Origin of the sequence: Streptomyces sp. NPDC058665, assembly GCF_042714995.1 — a bacterium.
In the GTDB taxonomy this organism is placed as follows: Bacteria; Actinomycetota; Actinomycetes; order Streptomycetales; family Streptomycetaceae; genus Streptomyces.
The window spans coordinates 26,425-41,143 of sequence record NZ_JBHXRX010000023.1 but is presented as its reverse complement, the minus strand read 5'-3'; the positions used below and the strand labels follow the sequence as shown (position 1 = coordinate 41,143).

The following is a 14,719-nucleotide window of genomic DNA, read 5'->3' as shown; positions in this document are numbered from 1 at the left end:
CGGCCGGCGGTGTGCGTCACTTGCGCGGCAGGGTCATCCGTCGTGTGCCAGGTGGATGCCGAGGTCGGTGCGGCCGGGAAGAAGCGCCTCGTGCAGTGCGCGGGTGCCGTGGTAGTCGCCGTCGCGCAGGCGCCGGAACCGCCGGGCCGGCTCGGCTTCGACGGTCCCGAGCCTGTCCCGCAGGCGCTGGGCCTCGCGGTCGACGCCGGCGGCGTCCAGGGTGTCGGCGTCGTGGATCACGTGCAGGTCGAGCGTTTCGATGCCCACGTACCAGAGAGTGCCGTGGGTGAGGGGGAAGAGCAGGGAGTCGAGGTCGCCACTGATGCCGCGCGGGCCGATGGAGCGTGCGTCCTCGCCCGCGGTCACGACGATGAGCGCCCTGCGTCCAACGAGGCCGCCGTCGCCGTAGCGGAGGGGCAACCCGTTCTCGGCATCGAGGTCGCCGTAGGCGAACCCAGCCGTGAGCACCCGGTCGAGCCAGCCTTTCAGGATCGCCGGAGGCCCGTACCACCACAGGGGGAACTGCACGATCAGCAGCTCCGCCGCCGCGAGCTTGGCCTGTTCCTCGCGCACCTCGGCAGGCAACTGCCCACGCGCGTACGCCTCGCCCGCCTGCTCGGCCATGTTCCCCGGCTTGTCGGCGAACTCTCCGAGGTCACGGCCGCTGAGTACGGGATCGAAACCCTGGGCGTGCAGGTCGGACGTCATCACCTCGTACCGCGCGGACAGTGCCTGGGTTCCCTCCCGGAAGAGGCGGTCGTTCAGTGAGCCTCCACGGGGGTGCGCGTACACCCACAGGGCGGAGCCCGGCTTCGGCGGATGTGCGATCGTCATGACGCTTCCTTCTTCGTGTCGTGTCGTTCGTCGGTGGTGACGGCGAGGTCGCGCATCCTGCCCTCTCGCCTTTATCTACCAACAGTAACCTACCATTAGTATATTAGGGTGGGCCACCCGGAGACTTGTCCGTGCGGACCGCACCGGTGTGAGCGCCTCACGCGGGCCGGGGACCCGGGCGTGGGAGACGTTCTGTCCCACACCCGGATCCCCGGTCGTCGTGCGGCGTGCGGCGGTTGTCGTTACGGGACGAGCTTGAGCAGCTTGTTCGGGGACCCGGTCCCTACGCCCGTGATGACGTTGGACGTCGCGCCGTTGACCAGCGCCGTGGCGACGGCCGCCGGGGACGCGCCCGGGTGGTTGGTCAGATAGACCGCGGCGGCGCCCGACACGTGCGGCGCGGCGAAGGAGGTGCCGTCACCGGTGTAGGTGGCACTGTCCGAGGTGTTCCAGCCCGCCGTGATGCTGGAGCCGGGCGCGAAGATGTCCACCGTGGGGCCGTAGTTGGAGTACGTGGCCCGCGCGTCCGTCCTGGTGGTGGCGCCGACGGTGATCGCGGTCGACACCCGGGCGGGCGAGTAGTTGGACGCGAGCGCGCCGGAATTGCCGGCCGCGATGGAGTACGTGACGCCGGACGCGATGGATCTGCGCACCGCGTCGTCCAGCGAGGTGCTGGGCCCGCCGCCGAGCGAGACGTTGGCGACGGAGGAGGCGACGTGGTTGGCGGTGATCCAGTCGACACCGGCGATGACTCCGGCGGTCGTACCGGAGCCGTTGTTGCCGAGGACACGCACGGCGACGATCTTCGCCTTCTTGGCCGCGCCGTAGGTGGTGCCGGCGACGGTCGTGGCGACGTGGGTGCCGTGGCCCGCACCGTCCTGGGCGGTGGCGTCGTTGTCGACGAAGTCCCAGCCGTACGAGGCCCGGCCGCTGATCTCCTGGTGGGTGATGCGCACGCCGGTGTCGAGAACGTAGACGGTCGTGCCGCCGCCCGCCGAGTCCGGGTAGTTGTACGTGCCGTTCAGCGGCAGGTTCGGCTGGTCGATCCGGTCCAGACCCCAGGGCGCGTTGGTCTGGGTGGCGGTCGAGTGGACCTTCTGGTCCTGCTCGACGGTCGCGACCGCGGGGTCCGCGGCGAGCCGCTTGGCCTCGTCGCTGCTGAGGGTGGCGGCGTAGCCGTTGAGCGCCGACGTGTAGGTGCGCTTGATCTGGCCCCCGTAACCCGCTATCAGCTTCTTGCCCTGGGCTGTTGACGCCTTGAGTCCGGCCGTCTGCTTCAGGGTGACGATGTAGCTTCCGGGCACTGCCTCGGCCGCACCGGCGTGCAGGATCCTGCCTTCCGCCGGGGCGGCCTGGGCGGGTGCGGCCAGGCCCGCGCCGATTACCGCCGCCAGGGTCGCCGCGGTGGTGATCGCCACGGCGGCCCGCCGCTTGTCGCGTACTGCTGCCATCGAGAGGGTCCTCCTCGGACGGTGGCGCGCTTGATGGTCACGCGCCGGGGGTGGGTACGGCGTACGGGGTCGTAGGCCGCACCACGACGATGACCTCGGGCGTCCGGGCGGAACAAGCGTTCCTGGATGATGTCATGACCGCGACACAGATTTGACACTCCGTCAATCCCCTGTCACACAGGGGCAACGCGCCCGTCGCGCGATCTTCGAGATCGGCGAACCGGGAGCGCGGACGGCGGAGTTCGCCGATGGGTGCCCGCTGAGGACTGCTTGCGACGGTCAAGGTCTGTCCCGTAGATCCGTCTTAGAGGCGTCGGGGGTAGTCAGGGCCGTGTGCCCGTGAGCGGTCCACTCCCCACAGCTGTCACCATCGCAGCGCCGGGGCCAGATCGGCCTCCTCATCCAGCCGTGCGTGAAGGAACGTCACCAGGTCTTGATTCATGAGGTCATCGTGGACGAAGTGCCGGGCCCGGTCGCCTGATTTCCGTGGTGCGGGCAGGCCCCGGCAGGCAGGCCGACAGTGGCAGATCTTGCCGTGGCTGGTGTGATCACGGCGTCAGAGCCGTCCTGGACAGCCCCGTTCACCGGGCCGAGCCCGCGTGCCTTCGGCAAGTTGGTGAAACAGCCGCGGAGCGAAGGCGCCGACCGCACTCGTTCCAACTGGCCTGCCACGGCTCATCGTTGCAAACCCTTTTCGCTCTTCAGGCGGCTGCGGTAGGCGCGTTGGGCGGCCTGTGAGCTGCACGCCGAACCGCAGTACAGGCCCGAGGAGTTGCGGGTCTTGTCGAAGAAGCCCGAGTGGCAGGTGGGGTTCTTGCACACCTTCATCCGGGCCCAGATGCCTCGCGAGGCCAGATCGGCCGCCGCGGCGAACAGGGCGCCGAAGGCGCCGAGGATTCCGGTCTGGGACGGCGCGAGGTCGCAGCCCTCCGCGGTGATCCGCAGGGTGAGCGGGTAACGCTCCGCCGTCCGCCGGAGGTACTCCTCGGCGTCGGACAGAAGCATGGCCCCGTCCGGGCAGTCCGAGTGGGCGCGGAAGACGGTGGCGAGCGCGTCGCGCAGCTCCCGGCCGGCGACGGCGTCCGCGCCCGTGATCGCCTCGGAGTCCCCCATCAGCCCCGCACCGGTCATCCACGCAGCCAGCGCCTCGGTGTCCCCCAGCAGCTCTGCCTGACCACTGCCGTGAGGGCCTGAATTGACGAACGCCAGCAGCAGATCCGAGCTGCGGCACACGTTCCCGCCGCACACGTCCGCGTGTGCCTGCTCCATGCCGCCCCACCTCCGTCCTGGAATCTATCGTACGCCCTCATCATCCCGATCATCATGCTCTAAGTGATTACGCATATCACCATCGCAGGATCGCGACCGCAGACGTCATGAGCAAAGGTGTTACGGTTGTTTGCATTGGGTACCAGGGGCCTCCCTGTGCCTCTCCCGCGCAACGCGTCGGGAGTCTTGTTCTCTCCCCCAGGAGGTAGTCATGTCTTCGGTGCTCATGGTGTTGTCGGCGGCCAGGAAGTGGACGCAGAAGGACGGCACACAGCGGCCGACCGGGTTCTGGGCCGAGGAATTCGCCGACCCGCACCGCATCCTGTCGGCGGCCGGCGTCGACATCACCCTCGCCACCCCGGGCGCCCGGGTACCGGTCGCCGACGAGATGAGCCTCTCCGAGCAGGCCAACGGGGGCGACACCGCGAAGGTGGCGGAACTCCGCGCGTACCTCGCCGGAGCGGCGGGCTTCCTGGAGTCGCCCGTCCGGCTTGAGGACGTCTCGCCCGGCGACTACGACGCCGTGGTGATCCCCGGCGGACACGGCCCGATGCAGGACCTCGCGGTCAACGAGGACGTGGCCCGTGTCCTGGAGGCGCTGCTTCCCGACCCCACCAAGGTCGTCACGGCCATCTGCCACGGCCAGGCGGCTCTTCTGCCCGCCGGTGCCTCTGACGGGTCCTGGCTGTTCGCGGGACGCCGGCTCACCTCGTTCACCGACGAGGAGGAGCGGCAGGTGGGGCTGGCCGACAACGCGCCCTGGCTGCTGGAGACACGGCTGCGCGGCGCCGGAGCCGTGTACGAGTCCGGCCCGGCATGGGGCCCGTACATCGCCGTCGACGGCAATCTCGTCACCGGTCAGAACCCCGCGTCCGCCGGCCCGGCCGCCGAGGCGCTCCTGAAGGAACTCGCCGACCGCGCCTGATCCGGCGGGGCCCCGCGACAGTACGGGCGCCGGCATCTTGCTGGGATCGGGCAGGGACGGGCGTGCGAGATCTGCCGAACCGGCTTCTTGCAGGCCGCCTCGGGCGACGAGCAAGCTGTGCGTGCCGGGCACGCGGCCGGCGTGACCCGAAGGGGGAGCCGGATGAGGCGCATGCCGTTGTTCCGATGGATGCTCGCACTCGGCCTGGCACTGGTCGGCGGCTCGATACTCCTGGCCTCGTCGACGGGGGATTTTCCCGAGCTCCGGCAGCTCGACCTGGATGTGGTCGACGAGAAGCCCGACGGAGCGTGCACGGTCCGGTGGACGGATCCCTTCGAGCAGCGCGAGCGCGAGGAACCGTACCGGTGTGATCCGGACAGGGATCCGATCCTGAAGGCACCGGACTACGACCCGGTCTCCGGTCTGGGCTGGGAAACCGGATTCGTGGTCGCCAAGGGCCCCGACAGAGGTGAGCTGTACTCACTGGACGAGGACGTGCCCGCCGAAACCGGCGGCGTACGTGCCGAACTCTCCGGCACGATGGCGGGAGGCGGTCTGCTCCTGACGGCCGTCGGCATCGCGGGCGGCGGTTTCGGCGTAGTGATGCGGGCGAGCGGCGTCGCCCCGGCCGCCGTACGCCGGGCACGACTGCTGCGGGACGCCGCGAACGCGGTGGCCGAAGACCACGAGCGGGCCGTGGCGGCGGTGCGCACCGCGTGGACTCCCCTGCGCCGGGAACTGGCCTCCGTACCACTGGAATCCGCCCGACCAGGGCCGCGGACCACGGCCCTGGTCCTCGCCCTCCAGGTGCTCGTGGAAGCGGGGCCCCAGGCACGAAGCGCGGCGAAGGCGGGCAGGGAACTGAGCTCATCTCTGGATCCGCTGCTGGCCGACGCGGCCCCTGCCGGCAGATACCGGGACATGCTGCGCGCGGATCAAGACCGGCGCTGGAGAGCCCAGCGCGCCGTGTCCGAACTGACCGAGCTGGTCAAGGACGCCGACCGGCAAGGCAGCACCCAGCAGTTCGCGCAGGCCTCGGTCGACCTCCTCCGCCGGCCGGACCCTGAGCTGGGTACGTTGTCCGCCTGGGTGGACCTCCAGGCCAGACCCGAGGCCTACCGCAGTCTCCTTGCCGGGCTCACCGGCCGTGGGAAGCGGCGGCGGGGCAACAGGTGAGGAGCCTCGCGACGCCAAGGCGGCGCCCCGCTCATGACGGCTGTTCGTCGTCGCTCATCATGGCGATCCAGCTGTGGGGTGCGTCATCGCCGAGCATGATGTCGTAGACATCCTCGCCCGCGGCTTCAGCGGCTCGCGGGAACATGGCCTGCTCGTAGTCGGCCAGCGCCTTCTCGACGTCGTCGGGGTGCGCGGCGATGGCCTGGCCAAGCTCTGCGCCGTCCAGCATGGCCAGATTCGCCCCCTCGCCGTTCGGGGGCGCGAGGTGGGCGGCGTCGCCGAGGAGAGTGACCCCGGGGGTTCGATCCCAGCGGTGCCCGACCGGAAGGGTGTGGAGGCGGCGCAGGACCGGCGCGGTGTCGCTGTCGGTGAGGAGCGCGATGAGCTGTGGCGCCCAGCCGTCCAGCTCCGAAACGACCCGTGCCGTCACGGCCGCGGCGTCGGCGGGATCGGTGTCGGCGAGCCAGTCGAGCGGCTTCACGAACTGCGCGTAGGCATGAAGCGTCCCGTCACCCTCCCGCTGGGCCACGAACCCCTTCCCCGGCGCGAGCGCGAACAACGAGCCGGCGCCCACCGCTTCCGCGGCGGCGCGATGACGGGTGGTCCCGTCGAACAAGAAGGTCTCGACGGAGGTGACGCCCACATACGTCGGGGTGGCGTCGGACAACACCGGCCGCACCCGTGACCACGCCCCGTCTGCCCCGATCAGCAGACTCGTGGTGGCTGCGCCGCCGTCGGCGAAGCGCACCTCGTGGCGCCCCTCGCCGAGGGCCCGCACAGCGGTGACCTTGTGTCCCCACCGGACGATGCCCTCCGGAAGCGAGTCGAGCAGCAGCTGCCGCAGCTGACCGCGCTGCACTTCGGGACGCGAACCCGTCCCGTCGTCGGGCAGGTCGAGCAGTACGGTTCCCGTCCGGTCAAGGACCCGGTAGGACTCGCGGCCCGCCAGGACGAGGCCGCGGAACTCCTCGATCAACCCGGCTGCCGCGAGCGCCGGTTGGCCGTTCCAGGGATGGATGTCGAGCATGCCGCCCTGACTGCGTGCGGTGGCCGAGGCGTCCGCTTCGTAGACCGTGACCGGGATGCCGTGAAGGTGCAGGACGCGGGCCAGAGCAAGACCGCCGAGGCCCGCTCCGATGACCGTGACCGGTGTCGTCATCTTCTTCTCCATGGGCGGATTGGATTGCCACTCCAAAAAAGCTAGCACTGTTTGGATCGGCAATCCAACCGTGGCAGAATGAGCACATGACGACCAAGGGCAAACGGGCGGCCCGGCGCACGGACGCGCTGTCCACACAGCTGATCGTCCGGGCCGCAACCGAGATCCTCGACGCCGACGGCGAGACCGCGCTGACCTTCCGCGCGCTCACCCGGCACCTGAACACCGGCTACGGGGCGATCTATCACCACGTGGCCAACAAGAGCGACCTGCTCGCGGCGGCCACCGACGACGTCATCGCTCGCGCCGTGGCCGGGCAAGTCACCATCGCGGAGCCCCGGGAAGCGCTGCGTGCCCTCGCACGCGGCCTGTTCGACGCGATCGACGCACACCCGTGGGTCGGCGCGCAACTCACCCGGGAGCCCTGGCGATCAGCGCTGTTCGACGTCTACAAGAGCGTCAACGAGCAGTTGCAGGCGCTCAACGTGCCCGAAGAGGCCGTGTTCGACTCGGCGGGCGTACTCGTGAACTACATCCTCGGAGTCGCCGGGCAGAACGCCGCGAACGCCCGCGTGCTCGCCGACCACGAAACCGAACGAGCCGACTTCCTCGAAGAAGTCGCCGCACGGTGGGCCCAACTCGACCCCGCCAGACACCCCTGGGCGCGGGGTGCGGCGAAGCGACTGTGTGAGCACGACGACCGTGCGCAATTCCTCGCCGGCGTCGACCTCATCCTCGCCGGCATCGAGGCCGTGCACCGCGAGCACAAAGACAGCTGAGACGGCGCCCGACGTGGAGGCCGACGGTCCAGGACGGTCGCGGCGGACCTCCACGGCAACGATGAGGACCTCGCCCAGCCGCCGGACCGTTCCCGACATCCCGGCCGTGGCCCACGCGTCACGCCCCGGGCTCCGTGGAGCGCCGCACCGTGACCATCGCGACGTCGTCCTCAAGGCGGGCGTAATGGCGCAGGTCGGTCTGGAGGGCGTCCAGCAAGGCGCCCGGGGTGCGGGACACCCAGGCACCGATACGCTGCGCCAACGGGTAGAAGTCGCCGGCCTCGTCACGGGCCTCGACAAGACCGTCGGTGTAGAGCAGAAGGGTGTCACCCGCGTCCAGACGATGGGTGTCGACCCGCACAGGATCGACTTCGAGGTCGAGCAGCCCGACCGGCAGCGCGGGCCTGGACGCCGGCAGTTCCCGCACGCGGCCCCCGCTCAGGAGCAGCGGCGCCGGATGACCGCAGTTGACCAGCCGTACCGCCTCACCCTCACCGACCACCTCGGCGACGACCACCGTCACGAAACACTCCCGCCTCCGCTGCCCCGCCTCCGACGCCTGTCCCTCGCCGCCGCCCTCACCCGCCACGTCCCCCGTACGAGCCAGATCACGACGCACCGCGTCGTCCAGAAAAGCCGGCAGATCATCCAGCACCACACCCTGCCGGGCCGCCTCCCGGAAAGCGGTCAGCAGAAACAGCACCACCTCAAGAGTCGACAGCCCCTTCCCCTGCACATCCGCCACAATCACCCGCGGCCGGCCGTCGACAACCGCACACGCGTACGCATCCCCGCCGATCGTCGACTCCGCGTCCGACGCCAGATACGCCGACGAGATCTCCACCGGACCCAGCCTCGAGGGCAACGGACGCAACAACGTCGCCTGCGTCCGGGCCGTGACCCGGCGCGACTGTTCCAACTCCCGCGCCCGCTTCTCCCGAACCCTCGCCGCACCCACCGCCGCCACACTGACAAGCAACGCCGTCGCAAGCGAAACCGGCGCATCTTCCCAGTTCAGATGTCCGTTCACGGAAAGCGTCACCACATACGCCGGCAACATCACCACCGCGATCACCACCACCGGCACCGGCCCGGCGAACACCGCCGCCAGAGCCGGCAGAGCCAGCATGATCCCACCCAGCCGCACGGTCGACCCGCCGAAAGTATCGGCCATCAGCATCCCCACAAGCGCGACAAGCGCCGCACCCACAACCGTCCGGTCACGCCACAACGACTCAGACCCGCGCCTCCACACAGCGACCAACGGCATGCCCTCACCGTACAGCCACAAACAAGGATAAACAGGACGGGAAGTCTCACCACAGACGGGTCGGTACGACCGGACGCCCGTGCTGTGCGGACGGACGCGGCCGAACGTGTGAGCCTCCCGGGCGGCATCCTTCCAGCCGCGCCGATACGGCCTGGTTCGCGGCCGTGTCGGGCGGTGGCCGAGTGGCGCCAGGGGCGGTTCTTCGTAATCTCGGTAGGAGCCGCCAACTCATGCCTGCCGCCGGTCCCGCCCCCAAGGAGAGCCGCCATGACCGCTTCCGCCGCCCCCGGGTCCTCCAGACGAGCCGACAAGGACATCACCGGGTTCGAGGCTTCCCCGCAGTTCGCCCAGGCACTTCAGCAGATCGTCGTCGACCTGATCGAGCTCAACATCCAGGGCAAGCAGGCCCACTGGAACGTCGTCGGCCACAACTTCCGGGACCTGCACCTCCAGCTCGACCAGATCGTCGACGACGCCAGAGAGGCGGCCGACACCATCGCCGAACGCATGCGGGCCCTGGGCGCGGTCCCCGACGGGCGCTCCGACACCGTGGCGGCGACCACGACCCTGCCCCAGTACCCGGCCGGCGAACAGAGCGTCGGCACCGTGGTCGACCTCTTCACCGCGCGTCTGCGGGCCGCCGTCGACACCGTGCGTACGTACCACGACCAGGTCGACCGCGAAGACCCCTCGACGGCCGACCTCCTGCACAGCATCATCGACGGCTTCGAGAAGCACGCCTGGATGGTCGGCGCGGAGAACCGGACCATCTGAACTCCGGGTCCTTTCAACCGGTCCAGGACCCGCGCGCCCGCCGTACCGGCACCAGCGCGAGCGCGACAGCGGCCACCACACCCGCCGAACACAGCAGAGGAACGTCCGTGTTCCCGCGGACGATGAGGGCCGCACCGGCCAGGGCACCGAGGAACATGGCCGCCACCGTCAGGACGCGCACGCCCGCCCTGGACCTGCTGCCGCCGCCCGGACGACCGTCGGCCGCGATACCGGTGACCGTCATCGTCAGAACTGTCGTGGTCAGATCGGGCACAGCCAGGGAGCGCACCACCGCGTTCTGCGCGCCCATGGCCACCGCGAGCAGCACGATCAGCGCCCACCGGACCCCGCCGTCGAACGGGGGATCCGCCACCCGGCTGATCACCCACGCCGCCAGCAGCAGTACGGTCTGCACCACGGTGACGGACAACAGCAGCCTGCCACGGTGCCTCGGCACCCGGTGAGCCAGCCGCCCTCCCGCCACCGCACCGGCGACAAACGCCGCGAGCGCCAGAACGGACGCCACCACCGAGAACCCCGAAGCACCCGCCAGGGCGAAGCCGAGGAAGACGATGTTGCCGGTCATGTTCGCCACGAAAACCCGGCCCAGTGCGAGATAGCTGAAGGCGTCCACCAGACCGGTGACCACGGTCAGCACCAGCAGCAGCGGCGGCAACGGGCCGTGCCTGCCCGACAGATCGGGAACCAGCACCTCCCGGACCTCGCTCACGGTTTGTCGCATGTGCCTCTCTCCACGACGTTCCGACAACCCTGACGGACACCGACCGGCATGACCGGCTCCGACACGTGACCACGTCCGGCCCGGGGCCCGGCTCCTTGGCCGTCGTTCGGGTGAACGGCGGACGGGTCCGCGCCGGTGGAGCGGGCGCCGGCACGCGGCGTCGGTGATGCTGAGGGCGGATCAACTCCCCGCCATCTTTCAGGGCCCGTAAAGGCCGCCGCCCATATCCGGGAGCCCGACCTGACGATCCTTTGCGTTCTCTTCGCGCTGTTGGGAGCCGCGAGCAATGCGACGGGCACGGTGCTGCAGCGCAAAGCCGCCCTCGTGGTGCCACGCGGCGACGCGTTCCGTCTCCGGCTGCTGCTGGACATGGTCCGTCAGCCCGTATGGATGCTCGGTATCTGCGCCGTGGCCTGCGCGGCGCTCTTCCAGGCACTCGCGCTCATCGAAGGTCCGCTGTCCCTCGCCCAGCCCGTATTCATCCTCGAACTGCCATTCGCGCTGCTGATCGCTCTGCCGATCCTGCACCGCTCCCTGCCCGCGACCGGCTGGTACGCGATCACCTGTCTGGTCGCCGGACTCGCCCTGGCCGTCGCCGCAGCGGCCCCGAGCCCCGGCACGACCCACGCCCCGATGGCCTCGTGGATCATCGCCATCGCCCTGTGCCTGGGTGCGATGGGGCTCGCGGTGCTCCTCTCGATCCGCCTCCCGTCCGGCGCGCGCAGAGCCGCCCTCATCGGAGCGGCGGCGGCCATCGGCAACGCGCTCACCGCCGCGCTGATCAAGTCCGCGGCCAACACCTTCTCGGAGGACGGCTTCGTCGCGTTCCTCACCACCTGGCAGACCTACGGATTCGTGGCCTGCGGGATCGCGGCGGTGTTCCTCCTTGAGAACGCCCTCCAGGCCGGACCCATCGCCGCCTCACAGCCCGCCCTGACCATCGGCGACGCGACCGTCAGCCTCGTCCTCGGTGTCGCGCTCTACTCCGAACACATCCGAACGGGCTGGTGGTTCCTCCCTCAACTCGGCGGCGTCGCCCTCATCGTCATCAGCACGGTCTACCTCTCCCGAGCCATCCCCCTCACCCGCGAAGTCTCCGGCTGACCGACAGCGTGAGGGGTCCTGGGGGGCTTGGTCGCCGCTCACCCGGTCTGTCATCATAGACGAAACGGAACTTCACTCCGGAATCGCTACGGACCGTGGTTCCGGTCTGTTGCGCGGAAGGAGCGCCGACGGTGAGCGGCAGCGATCAGGGTACGGGCAGCGCGGCGGGGTCCAGGCGTAAGGACGCCCGACGTAACCACCAGGCCCTGCTGGAGGCCGCCGCCGCCGTCTTCGTCACCTCGGGTGTGGAAGCGCCGGTACGTGACATCGCGGCCAGGGCCGGGGTCGGAATGGGGACGATCTACCGCCACTTCCCCACCCGGGCGGACCTCGTCATCGCCGTCTACCGCCATCAGGTCGACGCCTGCGCCGAAGCCGGTCCGGTCCTTCTGGCGACCGGTCCGACGCCGCACGCGGCCCTCGAAGAGTGGGTCGACCTCTTCGTCGACTTCCTGGTCACCAAGCACGGCCTGGCAGCCGCGCTGCAGACCGACAACGCCAGCTTCGAAACGCTGCACGCGTACTTCCTCGACCGCCTCGTGCCGGTGTGCAGCCAGTTGCTGGACGCGGCCGTCGCCTCCGGTGAGATCCGCTCCGGCTTCGAGGCGCTCCAGCTCATGCGTGGCATCGGCAACCTCTGTATCGGCGCCGACAGCGACCCCGGCTACGACGCGCGCCGCCTGGTCGCGCTGCTTGTGGCAGGACTACGCCAACCGTCCTGACCGGGTCACCGGCGGCACCGCCCCCGCACCGGGATCCGACTCGGTCCGCTCCTTGCCGGTCCGGCAAGGAAGGTTGCCGATGGCGGGGAGCGTGGGCATCGTGGGCCCATGCCCCGGTGAACGCTTCCGGGAGATGAGGAAGGATCCGGATGACCGACACCAAGCCCCCGCGCGCCGACGCCGACGAGAGGACGACGCTGCTCGGCTTTCTCGACTACCTGCGGAGCGCGGTCGCGGGCAAGGCGACGGGAGTCCCGGAGCCCCAGGTCCGTACGCCCGGAGTGCCTTCGGGCACCAGCCTCCTGGGACTCGTCAAACACCTGACGGTCGTCGAACGGTTCTACTTCCTGGGCGAGGACACCGCCGACTGGGCCGCCAGCATGCGGCCCGCGCCCGAGGAGACCAGCGAGCAGCTGCTCGCGGGCTACCGCGACGCCGTCGAGCAGTCGAACCGGGTGATCACGGCCTGCCCCGATCTGAGCCTCCCCATCCCCCACCCTCCGCGTCCCGCGTCCACCCCCACGATGCGATGGGTTCTGGTCCACATGATCGAGGAGACCGGGCGCCACGCGGGCCACGCCGACATCCTCCGTGAGCAGGCCGACGGCTCCACCGGCCGCTGAAGCCCGCGTCCGTGCCTGGATCCCCGCCCCCTGAGCAGGTACAGGATCCTGGCGGTAACGGCCCGCAGCAGGTACCTTGTGTTGCATGGTACTTCCTGGTGGAGCGCATTCCGGAGTGAGTCAACTCCGGCGTGGGATCCTGCAGTTCTGCGTTCTGGCTCTTCTCCGCGACAACGAGAAGTACGCCTTCGAGCTCGTACGGGAACTGTGTGACGCCCACGGTCTCGCGACCAGTGAAGGCACCATCTATCCGCTGCTCTCACGACTCCGGAAGGAGGGGTGGGTGAGCACCGTATGGAAAGAGTCCGAGACCGGACCGCCGCGCCGCTACTACACGCTGACGCCCGCGGGCCGAACCGCACTGACTGATTTCGCCGGTGAGTGGGGGACTTTCAAATCCACCGTCGACAGCCTTCTGGGCAGCGAGGGGAGTCATCAGTGACCTCAACAGGAGATCAGCTTGTCGAGGAGTATCTGCGCCGTCTCGACAATGCTTCCGTGTTCCTCGGAGACGAACGCCGCACGGAGCTCAGGCAGGAGATCGCCGAACACATAGAAGCCGGCCTGGAAGAAGCGGACGCCGCGCATGCCGAGGCGGTCCGTGCCGTTCTGAAGCGGCTGGGGCCGCCGGCGGACATCGTGGCGTCGGAGCTCGGCCCACGGTCCACCGGCTCCACACCCGTAGTCCGGCAGGAATCCCCTTCCGTGAGCGCGACCGGTCACGAAGGCGGTGGGCATCCGCCCCTGGACGGCGGTTCCGCACCTGGTCCTGTCCCGCCCCCGCCCCCTCCCCCTCCGCTTTCTCCTCCGCCGAGGGGTACGGGTACGGGTATGAGGAAGGTCTCGCTGGTGCTGATCGGGGGTATGGCGACGGCAGTTGTCCTCGGTGTGCTGGTCTTCGGGGCGGTCTTCTCGTCCAGTGAGGCGGGCCAGCAGCGTCGGGTGCCGCCGATCACTCCCTCGCAGAGCCGAGTGCCCGACAACGTGACGCCGGACCAGACCCCCGAGGCCGTTCCGGACGCCTCTCTCGCCCCCTCGGAGCTGCCACCCGGCGAAGGAACGGGGGACGCCACCGACTCACCGTCGTGAACGAGAATCGACAAGCCGCGGGGGCAGCCTGCTCAGGACGCGGCCTGGCGTGCCACGCGGTACTCGTCGATCAGACCCAACGCGGCCACCTCGGCGGCGACGGGCGGGGACGAGAGTACGACCGCCGGCCGCCGCAGGACTCATCACCGCTCGCGGGATTCCCCCGGATCTCCCCGCCCGCGCGAAGAGCATCGCGAAGGGCGGCGCTGTCTCAGGACACGGCCCGGCCGTGATTCGCCGCGCCGTAGCGCAGACCGTCGTACAGGATCGCGACGATGCGCACCGCGTCGTCCTTCCACCCCTTCGCGCGCATCCCGCAGATGCCCCCGAGGGCGCGCAGGACAACGCGTCCGTCGATATCGCCGCGGACGAGTCCGGCGGCGGCGCCGGCTGCGAGCAGTTCGTCGAGGGCGCGGGCCATCTCGTCGCGTGCGTCGTCGAAGATCGGCGAGTCGGTCGTCATGATGCTCTCCAACGCCTCCCCCATGCCTTTGCCCATCGCCGAGTGCTCCACGAGCAGGAGCAGAAAGGCGTGCAGGGCTTCGTCCGGCGCATGTCGCGCGAGCAGTTGGCCGGGGGCAGAGCAGAGGTCGGCGACTTCCTGGCGGTAGACCTCGGCGACGAGCGCCTCCCGCGTTTCGAAGTGACGGTAGAGCGTGCCGACCGCCACCCCGGCCCGCCGGGCGATCTCCTCCACGTGGGCGTCGGCGTCCCCGGCGAGGAAGGCCTGGCGTGCGGCGGCCAGGAGCGCTTCGCGGTTACGGCGGGCATCGGCGCGCATCGGGCGTGGCGACGGCAACGG

Annotated in this window: 16 protein-coding genes and 2 pseudogenes; 11 read left to right on the top strand and 7 right to left on the bottom strand. The window is 69.9% G+C overall.

Annotation, left to right across the window (positions count from 1 at the left end; genetic code table 11):
• Positions 1-33: 33 nt before the first annotated feature.
• Both ACFWV8_RS17055 and ACFWV8_RS17050 read right to left on the bottom strand, forming a co-directional pair.
• Complete coding sequence (locus ACFWV8_RS17055) at positions 34-834, bottom strand: NAD(P)H-dependent oxidoreductase (RefSeq protein ID WP_384202132.1); 801 nt, start codon at positions 832-834, stop codon at positions 34-36.
• Positions 835-1,076: 242 nt separating this feature from the next.
• Positions 1,077-2,285: a S8 family peptidase gene (locus ACFWV8_RS17050; RefSeq protein ID WP_384202129.1), complete on the bottom strand. Its 1,209-nt coding sequence runs from the start codon at positions 2,283-2,285 to the stop codon at positions 1,077-1,079.
• Between the two features lie 535 nt (positions 2,286-2,820).
• Here ACFWV8_RS17050 and ACFWV8_RS17045 point away from each other — a divergent pair.
• Positions 2,821-2,952 (top strand): annotated as a pseudogene (locus ACFWV8_RS17045) (IS5/IS1182 family transposase); the annotation flags it as partial.
• Positions 2,953-2,960: 8 nt separating this feature from the next.
• Here ACFWV8_RS17045 and ACFWV8_RS17040 read toward each other — a convergent pair.
• Entirely contained in the window at positions 2,961-3,554 is a 594-nt protein-coding gene (locus ACFWV8_RS17040; protein ID WP_384202126.1) for an ABATE domain-containing protein, read from the bottom strand.
• Between the two features lie 211 nt (positions 3,555-3,765).
• Here ACFWV8_RS17040 and ACFWV8_RS17035 point away from each other — a divergent pair, with 211 nt between their 5' ends.
• Together ACFWV8_RS17035 and ACFWV8_RS17030 are read left to right on the top strand one after the other, a co-directional pair.
• Positions 3,766-4,479: a type 1 glutamine amidotransferase domain-containing protein gene (locus ACFWV8_RS17035; protein WP_384202123.1), complete on the top strand. Its 714-nt coding sequence runs from the start codon at positions 3,766-3,768 to the stop codon at positions 4,477-4,479.
• 171 nt (positions 4,480-4,650) lie between these two features.
• Positions 4,651-5,655 carry a hypothetical protein gene (locus ACFWV8_RS17030; RefSeq protein ID WP_384202121.1) on the top strand — a complete coding sequence of 335 codons (1,005 nt, stop codon included), beginning with the start codon at positions 4,651-4,653 and terminating at the stop codon, positions 5,653-5,655.
• A 31-nt stretch (positions 5,656-5,686) separates the two neighbouring features.
• On the opposite strand, the gene ACFWV8_RS17025 is transcribed toward ACFWV8_RS17030, so the two are convergent.
• Positions 5,687-6,814, bottom strand: coding sequence for an FAD-dependent oxidoreductase (locus tag ACFWV8_RS17025; protein ID WP_384202335.1), 1,128 nt, complete (start codon positions 6,812-6,814; stop codon positions 5,687-5,689).
• Positions 6,815-6,900: 86 nt separating this feature from the next.
• Here ACFWV8_RS17025 and ACFWV8_RS17020 point away from each other — a divergent pair, with 86 nt between their 5' ends.
• Positions 6,901-7,593 carry a TetR/AcrR family transcriptional regulator gene (locus tag ACFWV8_RS17020; protein ID WP_384202120.1) on the top strand — a complete coding sequence of 231 codons (693 nt, stop codon included), beginning with the start codon at positions 6,901-6,903 and terminating at the stop codon, positions 7,591-7,593.
• A 118-nt stretch (positions 7,594-7,711) separates the two neighbouring features.
• Here the strand turns inward: ACFWV8_RS17020 and ACFWV8_RS17015 are convergent, their stop codons facing one another.
• Positions 7,712-8,773, bottom strand: coding sequence for a PP2C family protein-serine/threonine phosphatase (locus ACFWV8_RS17015; RefSeq protein WP_384202117.1), 1,062 nt, complete (start codon positions 8,771-8,773; stop codon positions 7,712-7,714).
• Between the two features lie 357 nt (positions 8,774-9,130).
• Between ACFWV8_RS17015 and ACFWV8_RS17010 the strand changes: the two genes are divergently transcribed.
• Positions 9,131-9,637: a Dps family protein gene (locus ACFWV8_RS17010; RefSeq protein ID WP_384202114.1), complete on the top strand. Its 507-nt coding sequence runs from the start codon at positions 9,131-9,133 to the stop codon at positions 9,635-9,637.
• Positions 9,638-9,650: 13 nt separating this feature from the next.
• On the opposite strand, the gene ACFWV8_RS17005 is transcribed toward ACFWV8_RS17010, so the two are convergent.
• The gene (locus ACFWV8_RS17005; protein WP_384202111.1) at positions 9,651-10,379 is read right to left on the bottom strand and encodes a YoaK family protein; all 729 of its coding nucleotides are present in this window, start codon (positions 10,377-10,379) and stop codon (positions 9,651-9,653) included.
• Positions 10,380-10,619: 240 nt separating this feature from the next.
• Between ACFWV8_RS17005 and ACFWV8_RS17000 the strand changes: the two genes are divergently transcribed.
• The 6 genes and pseudogenes from ACFWV8_RS17000 to ACFWV8_RS16975 all read left to right on the top strand — a co-directional run bounded on the left by ACFWV8_RS17000 (position 10,620) and on the right by ACFWV8_RS16975 (position 13,917).
• Entirely contained in the window at positions 10,620-11,483 is an 864-nt protein-coding gene (locus tag ACFWV8_RS17000) for a DMT family transporter (protein WP_384202333.1), read from the top strand.
• Between the two features lie 131 nt (positions 11,484-11,614).
• Complete coding sequence (locus ACFWV8_RS16995) at positions 11,615-12,205, top strand: TetR/AcrR family transcriptional regulator (RefSeq protein WP_384202108.1); 591 nt, start codon at positions 11,615-11,617, stop codon at positions 12,203-12,205.
• A 149-nt stretch (positions 12,206-12,354) separates the two neighbouring features.
• Positions 12,355-12,828, top strand: coding sequence for a DinB family protein (locus ACFWV8_RS16990; protein WP_384202105.1), 474 nt, complete (start codon positions 12,355-12,357; stop codon positions 12,826-12,828).
• Between the two features lie 85 nt (positions 12,829-12,913).
• Complete coding sequence (locus tag ACFWV8_RS16985; protein WP_384202102.1) at positions 12,914-13,270, top strand: PadR family transcriptional regulator; 357 nt, start codon at positions 12,914-12,916, stop codon at positions 13,268-13,270.
• A pseudogene (locus ACFWV8_RS16980) lies at positions 13,210-13,413 on the top strand (hypothetical protein); the annotation flags it as partial. The gene ACFWV8_RS16985 and the pseudogene ACFWV8_RS16980, both read left to right, overlap by 61 nt.
• 246 nt (positions 13,414-13,659) lie before the next feature.
• Positions 13,660-13,917, top strand: coding sequence for a hypothetical protein (locus ACFWV8_RS16975; protein ID WP_384202352.1), 258 nt, complete (start codon positions 13,660-13,662; stop codon positions 13,915-13,917).
• Positions 13,918-14,128: 211 nt separating this feature from the next.
• On the opposite strand, the gene ACFWV8_RS16970 is transcribed toward ACFWV8_RS16975, so the two are convergent.
• Positions 14,129-14,716 (bottom strand): TetR/AcrR family transcriptional regulator, encoded by a 588-nt coding sequence (locus ACFWV8_RS16970; RefSeq protein WP_384202099.1) that lies wholly within the window; start codon positions 14,714-14,716, stop codon positions 14,129-14,131.
• Positions 14,717-14,719 lie beyond the last annotated feature (3 nt).